This is a genomic window from Flavobacterium sp. LS1R10 (assembly GCF_003968825.1).
Taxonomy (GTDB): domain Bacteria; phylum Bacteroidota; class Bacteroidia; order Flavobacteriales; family Flavobacteriaceae; genus Flavobacterium.
In genome coordinates this window covers 119,877-138,659 of the sequence record NZ_RYDH01000001.1, presented here as the reverse complement: position 1 = coordinate 138,659, position 18,783 = coordinate 119,877, and the positions used below count along the sequence as shown (strand labels likewise).

The following is an 18,783-nucleotide window of genomic DNA, read 5'->3' as shown; positions in this document are numbered from 1 at the left end:
TTTGACTTTAGGACTTTCGACTTTCGACTTAAAGTGTTCTTTTCTGCTTTTCTACAAAATTATTTGATTGTAATTCGAGCAAATCGGCAGCGTTTTTTCGTTGTAAATCATACAACTGTTTGTCTTGAGCAATGTCTCCGTACACTTTGTCGTGCATAGTGGCGCTAGTTTTTACCAACAAAGTGCGTTGGTATTTGTCTTGCTCGATTGTTGCTTTCAACGCTGTTTCTATATCTTCTAATTTATAGTCGTATTCCCCTTTTGGAGATAAAAGTTTAGCAATAATAGGAGAAGTTTCAATGGCTAAAAACAAGAGTGTGATAAAGAACGAAGGCAGCCACGGTAATTTATCCAAGGCATTGATTCGTGCCATTAGACCGTCAAATCCATCAATAATAGGTTGGGTTTCGGTAACTTTTTTGTCTAAATCGGTTTGCAGCGTTTTGGTATTTTTCTCCATTTCGGCAATTTTAGCCAAGTTGGTTTTTTGTAGGTTGTCCAGTTCTTGTTTTGCCATATCATGTTTGGCAATTTTTTCTTTAAAAACAGGGCCTTTGCCTAATTTTTTGGTTCCTGCGGTTCCTTCGGCTTCGGTGATGTACGTTTCATAAAGCGAGTTAACTTCTTTTTCTTTCTTAATAATTTCCGATTTCAAACCTGCTATTTCGGTTTTGTTCTTGTCTAAATCCGATTTGAAATAATTGGCCACTTCCTTTTTGTTATTTAAAGCCATCGTATTTTTCTCTTTCAATAAAACGGTGTTGATTTCTTTCTCGAAGATTTTAATTTCTAATGGTTTCGAAATGACGATCGCAATGATTACCGCCAAAATAATTCGGGGAGTTGCCTGCAGAAATTCACTTCCAAATTTATCTCTTTTTCGAATAGTGGAAACAATAAAACGATCCAAATTAAATAGGAGTAAACTCCAAACGATACCAAATGCGATTGCGGGATACATACTGTCAAAGACGGTGAACAATGCATACGAACTGGCAAGAAAAGCCATGACCGCAGTAAAGAAAACAGTGGCGCCAATACCTACATATTTGGTTTGTTCGCCCTCGGAACAGCCTACGAGTAGGTCTTTGTCTGAGCCGGAACACAGAATGAAAAATTGTTTTAACATAATTGATTTTTGATTGCTTCACCAGATTGCTATTCCGGCGCGGATGATTGATGTATATAAATTTAACGACAAAAAATGGATTGTGGTATAAATACTTGATAGGTATTTATTTATGGCTTTTTGTTACGGTTTGTCCTAAATAAAATAGAGCCGCTCTTTACGAACGGCTCTATTGGTTTTTGAATTAATAATACCTTATGTTAATGGTGCTCCTGCCATAATTTCGGCATTGGCAAATTCTTCAAATTTGGTGAAGTTGGCTTTAAATTTTTGAGCTAATTCTATTGCCTTTTTATCGTAAAGTTCTGGGTCTTCCCATGTATTTCTGGGATTTAGAATTTCGCTAGGAACATTTGGACAGGTTTGCGGTTTTGCAATTCCAAAAACGTGGTGGTTCTCATACGGCACATCGTCCAATTCTCCGTTTAATGCAGCGGTAATCATGGCACGGGTGTATTTTAATTTCATTCGGCTTCCTACTCCGTAAGGGCCACCAGTCCATCCTGTATTGATAAGCCAGACTTTTACATTGGCATCTTTCATTTTTTTAGTTAACATTTCAGCATATCTTGTTGGGTGTAATGGCATAAATGGCGCTCCAAAACACGTCGAGAAATTGGGTTGAGGTTCTGTGATTCCTGCTTCAGTTCCGGCAACTTTTGCTGTGTATCCTGAGATGAAATAATACGCTGCTTGTCCCGGAGTTAGTAGTGCAATGGGAGGCAGGATACCATACGCATCCGCGGTCAAAAAGAATATATTTTTAGGATTTTCTCCAATGGAACCTTGCTGAATATTATCAATATGAAAAATAGGATAACTTACTCTCGTGTTTTGTGTAATGGAAATATCCTCAAAATCAACGTCATTCGTATCTTTATTGATAATTACATTTTCCAGAATTGCTCCTTTTTTTATAGCGCGAAAAATGTCAGGTTCATTTTCTTCAGAAAGGTTGATGACTTTTGCATAACACCCTCCTTCAAAATTGAAAACGGTATTTTCATTCGTCCAACCATGTTCATCGTCGCCAATTAATTTTCTGTTAGGATCAGCTGATAAAGTTGTTTTTCCGGTTCCTGATAATCCAAAGAAGATAGCTGTATCACCATCTTTACCAACGTTGGCACTGCAATGCATTGGTAAGGTGTTTTTGAAAACTGGCAAAATGAAATTCAAGGCAGAGAAAATCCCTTTTTTTATTTCACCTGTATATCCGGTTCCGCCTATTAAAACTACTTTTCGTGTAAAATCAAGAATTGCGAAATTGCTTTGACGTGTTCCGTCTATAATTGGATCTGCCATAAAGCTAGGCACGCAAAGTAAAGTCCATTCGGGGTCGAAGTCTGCTAATTCCTCCATTTCAGGTCTTAAAAACATGTTGTAGCAAAATAAGTTGGCCCAAGCGGTTTCTGTCACTACTCTGACATTTAATCTGTAATTTTGGTCTGAACACACATAAGAATCTCTCGCAAAAATTTCTTTGCCGGATAAATAAGCGGTAACCTTGTTGTATAATTTTTCAAAAGCTTCTGGCGAGAAAGGGATGTTTACTTTTCCCCACCACACTTCGTTTTCAGTGACGCTGTCTTTCACGATAAAACGATCCAGCGGAGATCTGCCTGTGTATTCTCCTGTGTTGACCGCTAATGATCCACTTGAAACTTCGATTCCTTGACCAGATTTGATGGTGATGTCGTGTAATTCATCAGGAGATAACTGGTAATGAATTTTTGCATTTTCAATTCCTAATTCTTTTAACGAAATCGATTGCGTGAAAAGTGTGTTATTGTCCATAAATATTTTGTTGTGTAGTTTGTTTTTATAGACTGCAAAAGTAGATATTAAATTTCAGATAGAATTTGTTTCGTCTAAATTTGTGACTTTTTATTTAAAATATTTATCAATAAAACGCCCCAGGCCAGTATTAATAGGAGTCCGCCAATAGGAGTTATAAATCCAATGATGCTAAAATCAAACGAAGTAAGGGTGTTTGTTGCCAATAGATAAATGGAGCCAGAAAATAGAATTACACCGAAAAGCACTAAATTATAGAGCGTTTTTTTTGTTTTTTGAGAGAGGTCTTTCAGGAGTCCAAGAAACAATAAAAACAGTGCATGGTACATTTGGTAGCGTACGCCTGTTTCAAAAGTATTTAATTGCTCAATAGACAGTACTTTTTTTAGGGCATGTGCGCCAAAAGCACCAAAAATTATTGCAATCATTCCCAGAATAGTTCCCGTTGTAAGTATCTTTTTGTCCATGATAATGATGTTTGATGCAAAAGTATTTCATATCTCCTAACTTTAAAAGTATTTGGCACGATACTTTCAAATGAACTTAATTTAACGGTAGACTAAGCAGACTAATTTTTTATTTTTAAAACGTAAAAGAAAGAACGAAAAGAATAAAAGCTTTCTCAGCAAATTATCTTGAGTTATTTGTTATAAATACAACATTTTTGTATGTTTGTGTTGTAAATAAATAAAAATGAGAACAATTTTAATCATCGGGGCGGGAAGATCAGCTTCCTCTTTGATACATTATCTTTTAAGTAAATCAGAAAAAGAAAACTTGCATTTAATTATTGGTGATTTATCATTGGCTTTAGCTCAGCGTAAAACCAATGATCATAAAAACGCAACTGCTATATCTTTAGATATTTACGATAATGAGCAACGAAAAAAAGCAATTGAAAATGCTGACATTGTCATCTCGATGTTGCCGGCTCATTTGCACATCGAAGTGGCTAAAGATTGTATAATATATAAAAAGCATTTGGTTACCGCCTCTTATGTGAGCGATGCCATGCAGGAATTAGATGCTGCCGCCAAAGAAAACAATCTCATTTTCATGAATGAAATTGGACTTGATCCAGGTATTGACCACATGAGTGCGATGAAAGTGATTGATGAAATTAAAGAAAAAGGCGGAGAAATGCTTCTTTTTGAATCTTTTTGTGGTGGACTCGTAGCGCCGGAATCCGACACGAATCTTTGGAATTATAAATTTACCTGGGCACCACGCAATGTGGTTTTGGCAGGACAAGGAGGCGCTGCCAAATTTATTCAGGAAGGAACGTATAAATACATTCCGTATTGTAATTTGTTTCGCAGAACGGAATTTCTAGAAGTGGAAGAGTTTGGCCGATTTGAAGCCTATTCCAATCGGGATTCCTTGAAATACCGCAGCGTGTATGGCTTGGATAATGTACTGACTTTATACCGAGGAACGATCCGTAGAGTTGGTTTCTCTAAAGCTTGGAATATGTTTGTGCAATTAGGAATGACAGATGACAGTTACGTAATGGAGGATTCTGAAAACATGAGTTACAGGGAATTTGTGAATTCTTTCTTGCCGTATCATCCCACGGATTCCGTGGAAATCAAGACTCGTTTGATTCTTAAGATTGATCAGGACGATATCATGTGGGACAAATTGTTGGAATTGGACTTGTTCAATCGCAATAAAATTGTAGGCTTGAAGAATGCCACGCCGGCACAAATTCTGGAAAAGATCTTGACTGATAGTTGGACGCTTCAGCAAGATGATAAAGATATGATTGTCATGTATCACAAATTTGGATACGAATTAAATGGCAAAAAAGAGCAAATAGATTCCAAAATGGTTTGCATTGGGGATGATCAAACCTATACAGCCATGGCAAAAACAGTAGGCTTGCCTGTTGCAATGGCAACATTATTAATACTGAATGGTAAAATTACAACTCCCGGAGTTCAATTACCGATTCGTAAGGAAGTTTATGTGCCTATTTTAAAAGAATTAGAGGAATACGGTGTAGTTTTCAAGGAACAATCCATGCCATATTTAGGATACAATCCTGATAAAGAGTTTAGTTAGTAGTTTGTTTTTAGATTTTTAGTTTGATAAATCCGCTCCTTTTGAAGCGGATTTGTTTTTTAAAATTCTTTATTTATGCTGAGCGTAGCCGAAGTATGGGCGTGACCCTGCAGTTGGCTTCGTCATTCCTCCTCGCCACTTTGGGTCGGGCTGTTCGCTGCAATCTTTATGTTTTTAAAGAAAAAACATAAAGGATTTTCGCTGCCATCCCTCACGCAACGCACGGCAATGACGCGTCTTTTTTTTAATGACTTGTAAGAAAGTTTTAATATATTTGGGAAATGTAAAGCGAAATAGACCTTCTTTAATCTAAAAAGATTTAGGAGTATATGAAGGTTTTTCCACTTGTGTAGCAGTGGTGGTTAATATTAAAAAAGCTCCTCGGAAAAACCAAAGAGCTCTAAGTAAAATCTTTCACTTAATTACGTTTTCTTTAGGAGAAAAGAGGCTTGATTAAGCATTACAGTGTAAAGATATGGCATATATTTGTAAAATCAATCTTTTTAGGAAAAAATTAATGGAATATAATAAGCTTGAATACTATCTTTCTCAACCTAGATTAAACAGATTTTTATTAGCTTCAGGTAACTCAAAAACAAAAGCGCAAAAATTATACAGAGCAAACTTAAGAGTTGCACAATCTTTTTATCCAGTTTTAAACTTATTTGAAATATTCCTGAGAAATATTTTCAACAATCAAGTATCTGCACATTTCGCAAATCCAAACTGGATTATTACAGAGAAAAATGGTTTTATGAACGACCATTCATTACATTCGTCTAGATTCTTTCTTAAAAATTCAATCTTAACTGCTGAAAGAACCATAAAACGAAAAGGCGGGTTGGTAACAGCTGGAAAAGTTGTTGCTGAACAATCTTTCGGCTTTTGGACTAGTTTATTCGATACGCACCATTACCGGCTCATAGGTGGAATTGTTATACATTCATTTAGTAATAAACCAGCCGGAATTAATAGAAGTGCAATAAGTCAGAAACTAAACAGAATAAGAGAATTTAGAAATAGAGTTTATCATAACGAACCTGTTTGCTTTTATGGAAATGCAATTGATTTTTCATATGCAGAAAATATCAAAAATGAAATATATGAAATGCTGAATTGGATTGATGCAGATTTGACAGACTATGTTGAGTATTTTGACGCAATTGACAATAAAATAAGTATTGCGAAACAGATATAAATTAATACTTGGCACGATAGCTAGACTTTCGCCTCGTAGGCAATACGAACAATCAAACCTGGCTTTAATATGCAGGAAAACCGATTTTATGTTGGTGAACACTATGGAGTTTTCGTAAAAAGGTTAGCTAGAATAAGAAGAGGATTTGGCCCTCTTTTTTTGGAGAAATATTTTTGGGCGTGACCCTGCAAATTGCTTCGTCATTCCTCCTCGCCACTTTGGGTCGGGCTGTTCGCTGCAATGTTTATGTTTTTAAAGAAAAAACATAAAGGATTTTCGCTTCCATCCCTCACGCAAAACATCCTACTCAAGAGTGTTTTTTCAATAATTTGTAAGATAATTTTAATATATTTGAAAAACGCAAAGGGAAAGAAACCTTCGCTAATCTATCCAGATTTAGGCGTTACATATGGAGGTTTATTTCGGTTATAGACTAGTTTTAAGTAATTTTAAGGAACACTGTAACAAAAAGAAAAGATGAGATACTAATTAAAAAAACCAAAAAATGAAAAAAATAATTTTAGTGCTAGTCGGAATTTTAATTTTAAGCTGTTCAAAAGAATCGGAAACAAAATATGCAACGGATTCTGAAAAAGTATTTTTAATAATTACAGAAAACACAACTGAGAAAGAATTGACAAAAATAGCATCTGAATTTAAAACAGAAAAAGATATAATTATTGACTTTTCCAAAACTAAATTTTCTAAAAATGGAAAAATTAAAACACTGAATTTGGCAGTGGATTGTAATGATGGTTTTAAAGGAACCGCAACAAGTTCTGAGGTGATTTTAAAAAGTAAAAATTCTGGGTTTTCTAGAGACTATGCTGTAAATTCTAAAGTTTCGTTTATAATTGGAGGAATGTAATTAAAAATAGAAAAACTACTTACAATTGCCGTTTGGCGAGATTGGGGTTTTATGCTTAATTTACATTTGGTTTTGTAAGTGCGAAATTAGTGTTTAACCGAAAAACAATGCTTCCTCCACTAACGGGAAGTTAATTTAACATATCCGCTCCTTTTGAAGCGGATTTGTTTTTTTATACTATTATGATTTTGAGTGTAAAGTTATTGGGAGGCTATACATTACTCTCACAGGGACGCCGTTCATTTTCCCGGGAATCCATTTCGGGCATATTTTCAAAACGCGTATGGCTTCTTCACCGGTTCCAAAACCAATGTCTCGTATGTTTTTTATGTCGCTTAAACTGCCGTCTTTTTCTATTATAAAGGTGATGTATACCTTTCCTTTTAAGTTAGGTTGTTCTGGAGTTTTAAAATTATTGCCGACAAATTTGTAAAATTCTGATATTCCTCCGGGAAAATCTGGTTTTTCGGTTAATCCGGCAGTGTTGTAGACTTCATTTTCCCCTTTTTGGACTAACTGATTTTCAGAATTGAATGTGTCTATTTCAATTACTTCAGGAGCTCCTTTGCTTAAAGTTGCCAGAAGCTCTTCATTTGTAGGTAGTTTTTTTTGCTTTGATAGGATAGAAGGTATAGCTCTCTTTTCGATAGGAGTTAGTTCATTGTATTTTTTTTCGCTGGTAATCTTCCCTTTTTCATCTTTAATTTTAAAGGTGGTTTTGTCGTAATACGTTTTAAATAAATTTCCAGGTTTTACAGGAGTAGTTTCTTTTTTCACATTGGTTTCTTGCGCAACGACTTTCGTACACAATAAAAATAATAAGGCAGTTACTACCGGAATTAACGTTGCTTTTTTTAATAAAGCTTTCGTTTTTGATGTGGTTTTTGTCATCATAAGTAATCGTTTTTTAGTTATTAAATAATTCAAATTACTGGCCAAGTAAAAAGTTTGATTCTCGTTTGCTTTCGATAGCAATAAAGATTGGTAAAACGGAACGTTATTATAAGAGGTCACTACTTTCTCGTCAGCAAGAAATTCGTGATTGAGTTGAATGGCTTTTTTGTAAAAAATAAAAATAGGGTTGAACCAAAAAACGGTTTTCAATAGTTCGATGAATAAAATATCCAAAGTGTGTTTTTGGGTTACATGTGTGAGTTCATGCGTGTACAATTCAGCTTCAATTTGACGGTAGTTGTACTCCGTTTCGTTGATAAAAATCGTATTCAGGAACGTGTGCGGTAGCGTTTTTTTGGGTAGCAAAATCAATTTGGCATTCTTATAATCAATTGGCGTGTTCGACTTCATTTTAGACGAAATCTTGATGATATTACTGATAAAACGTATCGCCAAAACGAGTGTTACTACAGCATATAAACTCCATAATCCTATTGCTAGATAGTTTGTTTCTTCAAGTACTACAGCGTTTCCTTGCAGTATTTGGATATTTCCCGGATTGACTGCAGAGTGTGCTATTTCCTGAATAACTTCGATAGTAATAAAGGGAATCACCATTGAGAAAACAAGGCTGAACAACAGGTAAAACCTATTGAAAACGTGTATTTTTTCTTTTTCCAAAAACAAATAATACACTGCCAATAATATGAATAAAGTGATAGTTGATTTGATTAGAAAGTCGCTCATTTTTTCTTTTTTTGAATTTCACTGTCGATTATTTTCTTGAGTTCTTCCAGTTCCGTTTGAGACAAATTCGTTTCGGTGGTAAAGAAAGAAGCAAATTGCGACGCCGAATTATTGAAAAAACTACTTATCAATCCGTTGACGTGTTTGGAGAAATAATCCGTTTTTTTGACCAATGGATAATATTCCCGGGAGTTCCCAAATTCAGTATACGCTACAAATTGCTTGTCAATCATTCTTTTCAATAAAGTAGCCACGGTTGTGGTTGCCGGTTTTGGTTTTGGATAGGCTTCAAGCAAGTCTTTCATAAAGGCTTTCTCGAGTTTCCAAAGGTGTTCCATGAGTTGTTCTTCTGAGTTTGTTAATTGTTGCATGTTATTTAATTTCTATTTCGGAAACTGATTCTCCGTTTTTGTATTTCTTTATCGTTATTAGTTTTCCATGTTCATTAAAGAACTTCCAGTCACCAAAATAAAACCAATGTGCGTACTTATCGCTCGTTTCCATTTTTGTTTTTCCTTTGGACTGTATTTTTCCATTTTCATGATAAAAAGTAGTGTTGCAGATGTTGTCTTTGTATTTTTCTCTTTTTATGATTCTACCATTTAAAAAATAACTCCATTTTTTTACGGGATCACCTTTTCTGTATTTTCCAATTGATTTATAATGGGAACTATCCTGTGAGTATTGTTCAATCCAAAGTCCTTCTCTAAGTTTATTTTTCATCTGATTGGTTTTGCAACTAAAGAGGAAAAATAACAAGCCGATTACAATAACAGTTTGTCGCATAAAATAATTTTGTTCTACGAAAATAGAGTTAGCTCTACAAATATAGAATATAAATTGAAATAAACAAATTTTTATGAAAAATATTTTGGTAGTCAGCGGTTTGCGTTAAGGATGGGAGTGGAAATCCTTTTTATTTTTTTGTTTCAAAAAATAAAAAGATTGAGAACGGACAGCCTGACCACGCTGGAACGATAGTGGAAGCGTGGGAACGCCCAAAAAAAATCCGCCCTGTTTAGAGCGGATGTAGGTTCTCGATACTTTTTTGTTCCGTTTCTCTTTACAAAAAAACTCGAACGGACGGTATCGCTAACTATTATTTAGAAAGTTCTACAAAATATTTGTAAAACAACGGAATGGTTTCAATCCCTTTCAGGTAATTGAAGATTCCGAAATGTTCGTTTGGCGAGTGAATGGCATCACTGTCCAGACCAAATCCCATCAAAATAGTTTTGCTTTTCAGCTCTTTTTCGAATAACGCCACGATAGGAATACTTCCTCCGGAGCGCACGGGAATTGCGGGAACGCCAAAGGTTTCTGTATACGCCATATTCGCGGCTTTGTAGCCAATGCTGTCCGTGGGGGTTACATAACCTTGTCCGCCATGATGTGGTTTTACTTTTACGGTAACGCCGGCAGGAGCAATGCTTATGAAATGTTTTGTAAATAGTTCCGTGATTTGTTCCCAATCCTGATTAGGAACCAAACGCATGGAAATTTTAGCGAAAGCCTTGCTTGCAATAACGGTTTTGGCACCTTCACCGGTGTAACCACCCCAGATTCCGTTGACGTCCAGTGTAGGGCGAATGGAGTTTCTTTCGTTTGTGTTATAGCCTTTTTCGCCGTAAATGTCATTTAAGTCTAATGCTTTTTTGTAATTGTCTAAGTTGAAAGGCGCTTTGGCCATTTCGGCTCTTTCTTCCAAGGATAATTCTGCTACATTATCATAAAAACCAGGAATGGTAATGTGGTTGTCTTCATCATGAAGCGAAGCAATCATTTTGGCTAAAATATTGATTGGGTTGGCAACCGCTCCTCCATATAATCCGGAATGTAAATCACGGTTTGGTCCCGTAACTTCGACTTCTACGTAACTCAATCCACGTAATCCTGTTGTAATCGACGGTTGTTGATTAGAAATCATTCCGGTGTCCGAAATTAAAATCACGTCATTTTTTAGTTTTTCCTGATTGCGTTCTACGAACCAGCTCAAGCTTTTGGAGCCAATTTCCTCTTCGCCTTCAATCATAAACTTCACATTACACGGCAAAGTATTCGATTGAACCATATATTCCAATGCTTTTACGTGCATGTACATTTGGCCTTTGTCATCACAGGATCCACGGGCAAAAATAGCGCCGTCGGGATGAGTTTCGGTTTTCTTAATTACGGGTTCAAATGGCGGCGAAGTCCATAATTCAACTGGATCTGCGGGTTGTACGTCATAATGGCCATACACTAAAATGGTTGGTAAACTTGGGTCGATTATTTTTTCGCCATACACGATTGGGTTGCCTGGGGTATCACAGATTTCAACGAAATCGCAGCCTGCTTTTTCCAAACTTGCTTTTACGGCAGCAGCAGTATTGATGATATCTAGTGAGAAAGCAGGATTTGCGCTCACGGAGGGCATTTTTAATAATTCGATTAACTCGTTGATAAAGCGGTCTTTGTGTTCTTGAATGTATGCTTTAATATTTTCCATTATTTAATAATTTTATAATCTCAAAAGTACAAAAAACTGAGTAAATAATTTTTTAAGAAATTCCTTTGAACTTAAGAAGTAATGCTTATATTTGCACTCAGAATTTCGCGGATATGGTGAAATTGGTAGACATGCCAGACTTAGGATCTGGTGCCGCAAGGCGTGTAGGTTCGAGTCCTATTATCCGCACTTTAAAAACCCAAAGTACTAATTATTAGTGTTTTGGGTTTTTTGTTTTTAAGAGTTGACCTAATAACAACTCCGTTTCGTGTTGTGAAACTAAAATGAACCTATTTTAATGTAATATAATTAGATTGATACAATAAGTTAAAAACTGTTAAACAGTATTTTTATAACATTATTTTGTCTGTTTCTATAGTCTTAACTTGAAATAATAAAAGTTTAGCAGTTTGTTTTTTTGTCCTTAAATAAATGTCTTTGTTTCGTTTTCTGTGTAAATTATCTTATTGAGGTAATGGGTTGTTCAGCACATAGGCATACCGATTGTAATTTTGGGTATTCTCCGGTTGCTGGATAAAATTATCCGGCATTAAGAAAGAACGTAAAACAGGATCATATAAACGACCGTTCATATGAATTAAGCCAACTTCTGCTAAATGTTCGTGGTTTTAGTATTGGGATCAGCAATAAATCCCAAAATTAAAATTTCTTTTGTCAATTTCTGGCTCAGCATTCTTTGTTTACCCGAAATATTGATTATTTTAGAATCGCTCAACTGACGGTTAAGGTTGGACTGAATTAGAAGTTGACTTAACAGAACCGTAACCGCAATAGTCAATAAGGCAAATAGATAGAATCGTCTTAGATTTTTGAAGATGTCTTTGTCGGCAGATGCTGTGGCTCTGTTTTTCATAAGCATGTCGATTTACAAACCAAGCGCTTCTTTTATCAAATCGAAATTTTCAGCACTAAATTTTATTTTTAGGGCTTCCTGTTGTCCTTTTTCAGACATTTTATTCCAGGTTTTCAAGATAATATTTTTCATTTTCTCTCGGTCGTGTTTTCGAACAAAAGGATCCAAATAAAATTCCATAAACACCAAACAAATTACATCTTCAAGGAGTTGTGTTTCGATATCTTTTTTGAGTAATTTTTTTTCGATAAGGAAAGAAACCCGTGCAATAAATGCTATGGAATACCCTGCTTTTTCTAAAATTTCAGCAGTGGTTTCAGCGTGAAATTTTTTCAAATCTTCGCGCCATTTTAGATAGCCCACTCGATCCATTGGGTAGGATTCTCGGGGCATTTTCCATCGGCAAATGTGTTGTGCTTTGGCCGAAATTTGAACAGCTTCGGATGCATTTGGATAAAAATCCATCAGCCTTTCGTACATTCGATTAGAGTACAATAGTTCCTTTGGCTGCGAAACAGAGTGGTCTGTTTCATGATTTGGATCTTGTGCATTTTCTGCATCAATCCATGCGCTGGCATTTTGGAATTGTAAGATTGTCATTTGAAAGGTTTAAAATCAAAGATACATAATTAATCCAAAAAGCCAACGAATACCTCGTCACCTACAATTTTTACAGAATAAGTCGCAATTTTTAGATCGTCTCCATTTAAATTGGTACCGTCCACAAGTGAAAAAGTTCTTTTGTGCAAGTGGCAGGATATTTTGGGAATATCTCCCATAGAACCCAACATTCCTCTGGAAAGAGCCATTTTCATTTTATGAGGGCAGGCGTTCTGACGGGCATACCATTCTTTTTTGCGTTCAAAGTTGATGATGGCAATTTGCTTGTCTTTGTATTTGAGGCAACCGCCTCTATTGCTTGGAAAATCGCTTGTTTTTCCGGCCTTTAACCAAGTTTTCACATAAGTGAACGCTATCATAAGCGCGTCTGGGCTCTTCTCCAAATACGGTAATTTGATATTTTTCCTGTCTGGGTTTTGCAATGAATTTTTCGCAAAACTTGTATCCTAGCATGCCGTTTCCGACTACTGTTACTTTAATCATAATCCAATTAATTAAGTATTGTTACGCAAATACAAGTATTAACCCGTTGGGTGCAATTATTCAAAACGTCAGTTCGAGTGTTTTTTGTGTAGTAAAACGGAACAAACTTCTCGATACGCTTCGCACTCGAAGTGACGTGTATCGAGAACCGTTTTTAATACTAATTTTCTAGTTCTCGATATAATCCCGCCCAAAAGTGGGATCACTCGAACTGACGAAAATTATCATCAAAAATTAATTGCACCCAACGGGTAAGTATTAATACTTATATAAACGTACTTAATTTAATTTTTTTATTCTACGTAATTTTAAAATTGAGTTTTTTATTTTTTAGCAATCCATCTTTCAAAGAATTCATAGGTTCGCAACATTTGATCCATTCGCTGTCTGTTGTCGCCATTGCGAGTGATTTCGTGTGTTGCTCCCGGATGGACTACATATTCAACGGGACGCCCCAGAACCTTGAGACTGCGATACATCATTTCTCCCTGAACGAATCCCGTACGACGGTCATTGCCTCCATGAAAAATAATAAATGGTGTCTTGATGTTTTCAACGTATGTCAAAGGGGATTCTCTCGCCAGAATTTCTTTTACTTTGGGTTCCCACGGATAGCCGCCAAAATAATTAGGAACCAGTCTCCAGGCATTTCCTTCGCCAAAAAAGGTGTTCAGGTCGTACACGCCACGTTGTGCGCAGGCGGCTTTGAATCGATTGTCATGGCTGATAATCCAAGCCGTCAGGTAGCCAGCATAAGAACCTCCGGTTATCAATAGTTTATCGGGATCAGCCCAGCCTTGATCGATAGTTTTATCTAAAGCGGTCAGCACATCGCTTGCAGGACCTTTGCCCCAGTCATTGATGTTACCCCGTAAAAAATCTAAACCATAACCGCCGGAACCCCTAGGATTGCTATACACTACACCATATCCTTTGCTACAAAAATATTGGTATTCGTGCCACATGCTTTCTTCACCTGGTCCCCACATTGCAGATGGCCCTCCATGAATTTCCAGCAACAAAGGGTATTTTTCTCCTGCTTGGTAGTTGGCAGGCTTCATTACCCAATACTCAATGGTCATCCCTAAATCGTTGACAAACGTTTTCTTTTCAGGAAAGGATAATTTTTTAGTTTGCACCCAATCATTAAAAGTACTGGCTTTTCTTTCTTTTTTGAAATCCGTAGTGGAAAAATACAGTTCGGATGGATTTGAAATCGCTGTTTTAGAATAAACAAGAGTTTTGTTTGCAATGTCAAAACTGCTAATGCCAATCTCACTGCTCGATAAAGAATCTACTTTTCTTGTGGCAATAGTGACTTTGTTCAGGACATTTCCACCATTGCTTTGTCCAGTGAAGTAGAGGTGTTTGTCATCAGTACTCCAAATGAGATTTGTTTTATTGCGATCAAATGGGATCGTTATAATGTCTTTTTCGGTTCCATTTATTGGCATTATTGCTAAGGTAGGGACTGAGACGAAAGAAGTAGAACTGAAAAGAAAGGCAAGCCATTTTCCGGAATGCGATACGGAGGCATTGCTGTATCTTTTGTCCTTTTCGCCTAAGATCATTTTTAAATTAGTCCCATCACTATCCGCTAAATAAATTTCGCTTTCTAAAGAGCGATCCGGATTTTCTGCGGTGTCCATATCGCCCGAGAAAATGAGTTGTTTGCCGTCTGGAGTATAGTCAGCATTGGTAAAACTATAAAATCCTTTTGTGAGCAGTCGTGGCGCAGCATCTTTAGTCACATTGATATCAAAGAAATGGTTATAAGTCATTTCGGATGAGATAGCCGACTCACTTTGAAAGTTTAATTTGTTTAGGACGATTGCTTTTTTATCCACGGCATTTTTTTCGAGATAGGCTCTTATCTGGGATAAGCTCCCATTTGGGTTTGGTTTGTCGCTATTGGGTAACAAATGTTCATTATTGGTAAAACCAGGTTTTTCCATGGCCCAAGTTGGTATGTCATGTGATTTGTTTAGGGTAGAGTCTGCAATTAATTCTTGTAGAGAAAGACTTGATGAAAAAAGTATTTTTTTGCCATCTGGAGACCATTTTGGGTTGTTTGCGCCGTACTTATGGCTGGTCAATTGCATAGATTCTCCTCCATCAAGGGATAAAATAAAAACTTGAGATTTGTCTTCTACGGAGCGCGTAAAAGCAAGCTGCTTTCCGTCTGGACTCCATGCGGGTTTTGCAGCACCTTCTTTGCTAGTGGTCAACTGCAACGGAGCGGCTGTGTTTGCCGTGGATGCGCTATATATCTGGGTTCGATACTTATAATCCAGCGTACTAGTCTGGTCAGGCTCGATAGTGGTCAGGGTAAAGGCCACTTTTGTTCCGTCTTTAGTTAGTGTGACGTTGTTGATGGTTTTAATTTTTAGCAGATCTGTAAGGTGTACGGGTTCTGTTCCGTTTTGAGCAATAGTGGCTTGCAGCGTGGCAATAAAAAGCAGTAACAGGGAAATTTTTTTCATAGTGTAATGGTATCGCTAATTTTTATTTAATTCAAGAGAAAAGGCATACAGGCAACTAATTCTTGGTGTTACAATTTATCATAATTTGCTTGTTCCGGCAAAAAAGGAAGTTTGGTTTTTTAGTAAATATAGGAAAAAAGAACAGTGTAGTCCGATAAAAACATCAAAATAAGAGTATTCTTCTCCTTGTTGTCATTACTCTTTGATAATTCTGAGAACCTTTTTTGTAAGGAAAGCAAGAAATAAATCTTTACAAGACGCCAAGACCAGTTGTAGTTGTATCATGGCCACTGGGCGATGCTCGGTATGATTTTTGAAATCCGTATTGGAATACCTGTTTTTTCTTTCAATACAAATGTGGGCGAGAAAGCGACTGTGGGAGATGTTGCTGCCGGAAAAAAAATGCAAAGCTAAATTGTAAAAGGACCTCTTTTTACTCGGTCTTTATTTTTCAGGTGTATGTGTTATTCCTTTTATAAGCCTGGTTTTCCTACTTATTTAAAAAGTGTTTTTTGCAAACATAGAAGTGGAATGTTTTTGTAGGAAAATTATTAAAAAGATAAGAAGGGGTTCGTGTGCGATTGTTTTTTTTGCAATTAGGCCTATTTGTTTTTAATTATAAAGAATATGAAGGCAATGCATTAAACGAGAGTGCGGGCTGTTTTTATGGAGTTTGTACACGGAATAAAATATTTTTTTGGGAACAAGAGGGGAACTACTGATTCCAGAAACGAAGGCGCTTTTTGAGGTCTTTTGAAGGGAATTTTATTGCTGTACGAGTATTTTGTTTCTTGCAATACTGCTTTGAGCAAGGACGAAAGGAATGTGTTTTAGATCAAGTCTTGAACAAAGTTGTTTTTGATTTTGTATAAAAACAAAAAACCCACTCGTTTGAGTGGGTTTTGTGGTACCTCCAGGGATCGAACCAGGGACACATGGATTTTCAGTCCATTGCTCTACCATCTGAGCTAAGGTACCTCGCTATTATCTCACTTTGCTCTTATTTTAGTAGGAGTTCGATGAACTTGTTTGCGGGTGCAAATATAGTATGATTTTTAGTTTATCCAAAACAATTTTAAAAAAAAATCAATTCGTACCTTTGTCCCATCAAAAAAGAAATTATGATTTTAGTAGTTGATGTGGGAAATACCAGAATTAAAGCCGCTGTTTTTGAGGGTGCTATGCTTTTGGAGGTTTTTGTTTTTAGCCAAATTGAATTGGAAAAAAATATTAAAAATATTTTAAAAAACTTTAAAAAAACAACTGATTTGGTGGTTTCTTCAGTTGGAGATCTCGGAAAACAGCCGTTTTTAGCTTTCGATAAAGAGATAAAAGTGCATTTTATCTCGAATAAGGATTCTTTTCCGTTCCAAAATAAATACGCAACGCCACAAACTTTGGGAATTGACCGTATGGTTCTTGCTGCAGGGGCTACGCTCCGGTATCCGGATCAAAACCGGCTGGTCATTGATGCCGGAACTTGCATTACCTATGATTTTATAGATCAGGAAAATAATTATTTAGGGGGAGCGATCTCGCCGGGACTGCGATTGCGCTATGAAGCATTGCATCAATACACCGCAAAATTACCTTTATTGTCTCTGGGGATTCCGGAAGATTTGATTGGGAAATCAACTTCAGAATCGATTCATTCCGGAGTGGTAAACGGTTTAGTTTATGAGATTGACGGGTTTATAAATCAATATAAAGCACGGTATTTAAATTTTATAATAATTTTAACGGGTGGAGACACAGATTTTTTGGCTAAACGATTAAAAAATACCATATTTGCCAATTCAAATTTTCTTCTGGAAAGTTTAAACCAAACATTTCAACATAAAACCAAAAATGATTAAAAAAATTATAATAAGCGCCTGTTTGCTTTTATCATTAGTATCTTTTGCTCAAGAAGGAACAGCGTCCCCGTATTCTTTTTATGGAATAGGAGATGTTAGGTTCAAAGGAACGTTGGAAAACCGTTCGATGGCAGGAATAGCCATTGAACAAGACAGTATACACATGAACTTGCAAAATCCAGCCAGTTATGCAAGTCTTAAACTAACTACTTTTACCCTGGGTGGTACGCATGCGACCACAAAAATGAAAACAGATACTGAAGCTGCAAATACAAGAAGAACGACTCTGGATTACCTGGCCGTGGGTTTGCCTATTGGTAAGTTTGGGTTGGGTTTTGGATTGATTCCGTATTCATCGGTAGGGTATAAAATAGAATCTATTGCTACTGATCCCTCGCAAAACAGCAAGCGTTTCAAAGGTACTGGTGGTTTGAACAAGGCCTTTTTAGGAGTAGGGTATAAAGTGACGCCGAATTTTAGTGTAGGTGCCGATGTACAGTATAATTTTGGAAAAATTGAATCTAGTAACCTTGAATTCGTTACTGGAGTTCCCGTTGGAACCAGAGAATTGAATACGATTGATTTGTCTGGCGTGAATTTTAATGTAGGGATGATGTATCAGACTAAAATCTATAAAAAAATCTCTTTTTTTAGTAGTGCAAATTATACGCTGGAAAATACATTGGTGTCTAAAAACAACAGGAATATTTCGACAGTGGTTTTTAGTTCAAATTTTGATGTGGTGGTTGTAGATGCGCTGGATGATGTAAAGGGCCAAGTGAATTTGAAAATGCCGAGTAAATTAGCATTAGCAGCAGGTTTTGGCCAGGCCAGAAAATGGCTCGTAGGAGTTGGTGTGACGCTTCAGGATGCAGGATCCTTGGCAAATAATTTTAATTCAATGCCAAATGTTACCTACGAAAAGCATTCGAAATACAGCATTGGAGGGTATTTTATTCCTAATTACAACTCGTTCACAAGCTACACAAAAAGGATTACGTACCGAGGGGGTTTGAAATTTGAAAAAACCGGAATGGTGATCAATTCAGAATCCATTGATGATATGGGATTAACTCTAGGCATTGGATTGCCACTAACAGGTCAGTTCTCTAATGTGAATATTGGATTTGAATTAGGCAAAAAAGGAACTACAGCATCTAGTTTAGTTCAAGAAAACTACGCCAATGTAAGTGTGAGTTTTTCTCTTAATGACCAATGGTTTATCAGAAGAAAATTCAACTAGAATAAAAAGAAGTACTTTCTCCAATTTTTTCGTCCAGG

At 36.4% G+C, this 18,783-nt stretch carries 16 protein-coding genes, 2 tRNA genes and 1 pseudogene; 6 read left to right on the top strand and 13 right to left on the bottom strand.

Going from position 1 to position 18,783, the window contains the following annotated elements; translation table 11 throughout:
• Positions 1-28 precede the first annotated feature (28 nt).
• The 3 genes from EKL96_RS00625 to EKL96_RS00615 form a co-directional block, all read right to left on the bottom strand.
• A complete protein-coding gene (locus tag EKL96_RS00625) occupies positions 29-1,129 on the bottom strand; it encodes a DUF4407 domain-containing protein (RefSeq protein WP_126457496.1) in 1,101 nt (366 codons plus the stop codon).
• A 195-nt stretch (positions 1,130-1,324) separates the two neighbouring features.
• Positions 1,325-2,926, bottom strand: coding sequence for a phosphoenolpyruvate carboxykinase (ATP) (pckA, locus tag EKL96_RS00620; protein WP_126457495.1), 1,602 nt, complete (start codon positions 2,924-2,926; stop codon positions 1,325-1,327).
• Between the two features lie 74 nt (positions 2,927-3,000).
• Positions 3,001-3,393 (bottom strand): DUF423 domain-containing protein, encoded by a 393-nt coding sequence (locus EKL96_RS00615; RefSeq protein ID WP_126457494.1) that lies wholly within the window; start codon positions 3,391-3,393, stop codon positions 3,001-3,003.
• 226 nt (positions 3,394-3,619) lie between these two features.
• On the opposite strand from EKL96_RS00615, the gene EKL96_RS00610 reads away from it, so the two are divergent.
• The 3 genes from EKL96_RS00610 to EKL96_RS00600 all read left to right on the top strand — a co-directional run bounded on the left by EKL96_RS00610 (position 3,620) and on the right by EKL96_RS00600 (position 7,056).
• Positions 3,620-4,990: a saccharopine dehydrogenase family protein gene (locus tag EKL96_RS00610; protein ID WP_126457493.1), complete on the top strand. Its 1,371-nt coding sequence runs from the start codon at positions 3,620-3,622 to the stop codon at positions 4,988-4,990.
• A 517-nt stretch (positions 4,991-5,507) separates the two neighbouring features.
• The gene (locus EKL96_RS00605) at positions 5,508-6,188 is read left to right on the top strand and encodes an Abi family protein (protein WP_126562132.1); all 681 of its coding nucleotides are present in this window, start codon (positions 5,508-5,510) and stop codon (positions 6,186-6,188) included.
• Between the two features lie 505 nt (positions 6,189-6,693).
• Complete coding sequence (locus EKL96_RS00600) at positions 6,694-7,056, top strand: hypothetical protein (protein WP_126457491.1); 363 nt, start codon at positions 6,694-6,696, stop codon at positions 7,054-7,056.
• A gap of 180 nt (positions 7,057-7,236) precedes the next feature.
• Here EKL96_RS00600 and EKL96_RS00595 read toward each other — a convergent pair whose 3' ends face one another.
• From EKL96_RS00595 to EKL96_RS00580, 4 genes are all read right to left on the bottom strand, one after another.
• A complete protein-coding gene (locus tag EKL96_RS00595; protein ID WP_126457490.1) occupies positions 7,237-8,697 on the bottom strand; it encodes an energy transducer TonB in 1,461 nt (486 codons plus the stop codon).
• Complete coding sequence (locus tag EKL96_RS00590) at positions 8,694-9,068, bottom strand: BlaI/MecI/CopY family transcriptional regulator (RefSeq protein WP_126457489.1); 375 nt, start codon at positions 9,066-9,068, stop codon at positions 8,694-8,696. Before EKL96_RS00590 ends, EKL96_RS00595 begins: the two co-directional genes overlap by 4 nt.
• Position 9,069: 1 nt before the next feature.
• Positions 9,070-9,420: a hypothetical protein gene (locus EKL96_RS00585; RefSeq protein WP_233579243.1), complete on the bottom strand. Its 351-nt coding sequence runs from the start codon at positions 9,418-9,420 to the stop codon at positions 9,070-9,072.
• Positions 9,421-9,796: 376 nt separating this feature from the next.
• Positions 9,797-11,185, bottom strand: coding sequence for a dipeptidase (locus tag EKL96_RS00580; protein ID WP_126457488.1), 1,389 nt, complete (start codon positions 11,183-11,185; stop codon positions 9,797-9,799).
• Positions 11,186-11,292: 107 nt separating this feature from the next.
• On the opposite strand from EKL96_RS00580, the gene EKL96_RS00575 reads away from it, so the two are divergent.
• A tRNA-Leu gene (locus EKL96_RS00575) sits at positions 11,293-11,374 on the top strand.
• A 284-nt stretch (positions 11,375-11,658) separates the two neighbouring features.
• Here EKL96_RS00575 and EKL96_RS00570 read toward each other — a convergent pair.
• The 6 genes and pseudogenes from EKL96_RS00570 to EKL96_RS00540 form a co-directional block, all read right to left on the bottom strand.
• Positions 11,659-11,811 (bottom strand): annotated as a pseudogene (locus EKL96_RS00570) (RHS repeat-associated core domain-containing protein); the annotation flags it as partial.
• Positions 11,799-12,059, bottom strand: coding sequence for a type IV pili methyl-accepting chemotaxis transducer N-terminal domain-containing protein (locus EKL96_RS00565; RefSeq protein ID WP_126457486.1), 261 nt, complete (start codon positions 12,057-12,059; stop codon positions 11,799-11,801). The pseudogene EKL96_RS00570 and the gene EKL96_RS00565, both read right to left, overlap by 13 nt.
• A gap of 12 nt (positions 12,060-12,071) precedes the next feature.
• A complete protein-coding gene (locus tag EKL96_RS00560) occupies positions 12,072-12,659 on the bottom strand; it encodes a DUF4202 domain-containing protein (RefSeq protein ID WP_126457485.1) in 588 nt (195 codons plus the stop codon).
• A gap of 29 nt (positions 12,660-12,688) precedes the next feature.
• On the bottom strand, positions 12,689-13,039 hold the full coding sequence (gene nirD / locus EKL96_RS00555) for a nitrite reductase small subunit NirD (RefSeq protein ID WP_126457484.1): 351 nt from the start codon (positions 13,037-13,039) through the stop codon (positions 12,689-12,691).
• A gap of 447 nt (positions 13,040-13,486) precedes the next feature.
• A complete protein-coding gene (locus EKL96_RS00545; protein WP_126457482.1) occupies positions 13,487-15,646 on the bottom strand; it encodes an alpha/beta hydrolase family protein in 2,160 nt (719 codons plus the stop codon).
• 905 nt (positions 15,647-16,551) lie between these two features.
• Positions 16,552-16,624: transfer RNA gene (locus EKL96_RS00540), tRNA-Phe, on the bottom strand.
• 143 nt (positions 16,625-16,767) lie between these two features.
• On the opposite strand from EKL96_RS00540, the gene EKL96_RS00535 reads away from it, so the two are divergent.
• Positions 16,768-17,502, top strand: a complete 735-nt coding sequence (locus EKL96_RS00535) for a type III pantothenate kinase (RefSeq protein ID WP_126457481.1) — start codon at positions 16,768-16,770, stop codon at positions 17,500-17,502.
• Positions 17,495-18,745, top strand: coding sequence for a hypothetical protein (locus tag EKL96_RS00530; RefSeq protein WP_126457480.1), 1,251 nt, complete (start codon positions 17,495-17,497; stop codon positions 18,743-18,745). The genes EKL96_RS00535 and EKL96_RS00530 overlap by 8 nt, the downstream gene beginning before the upstream one ends.
• The last annotated feature ends 38 nt before the right edge of the window (positions 18,746-18,783 follow it).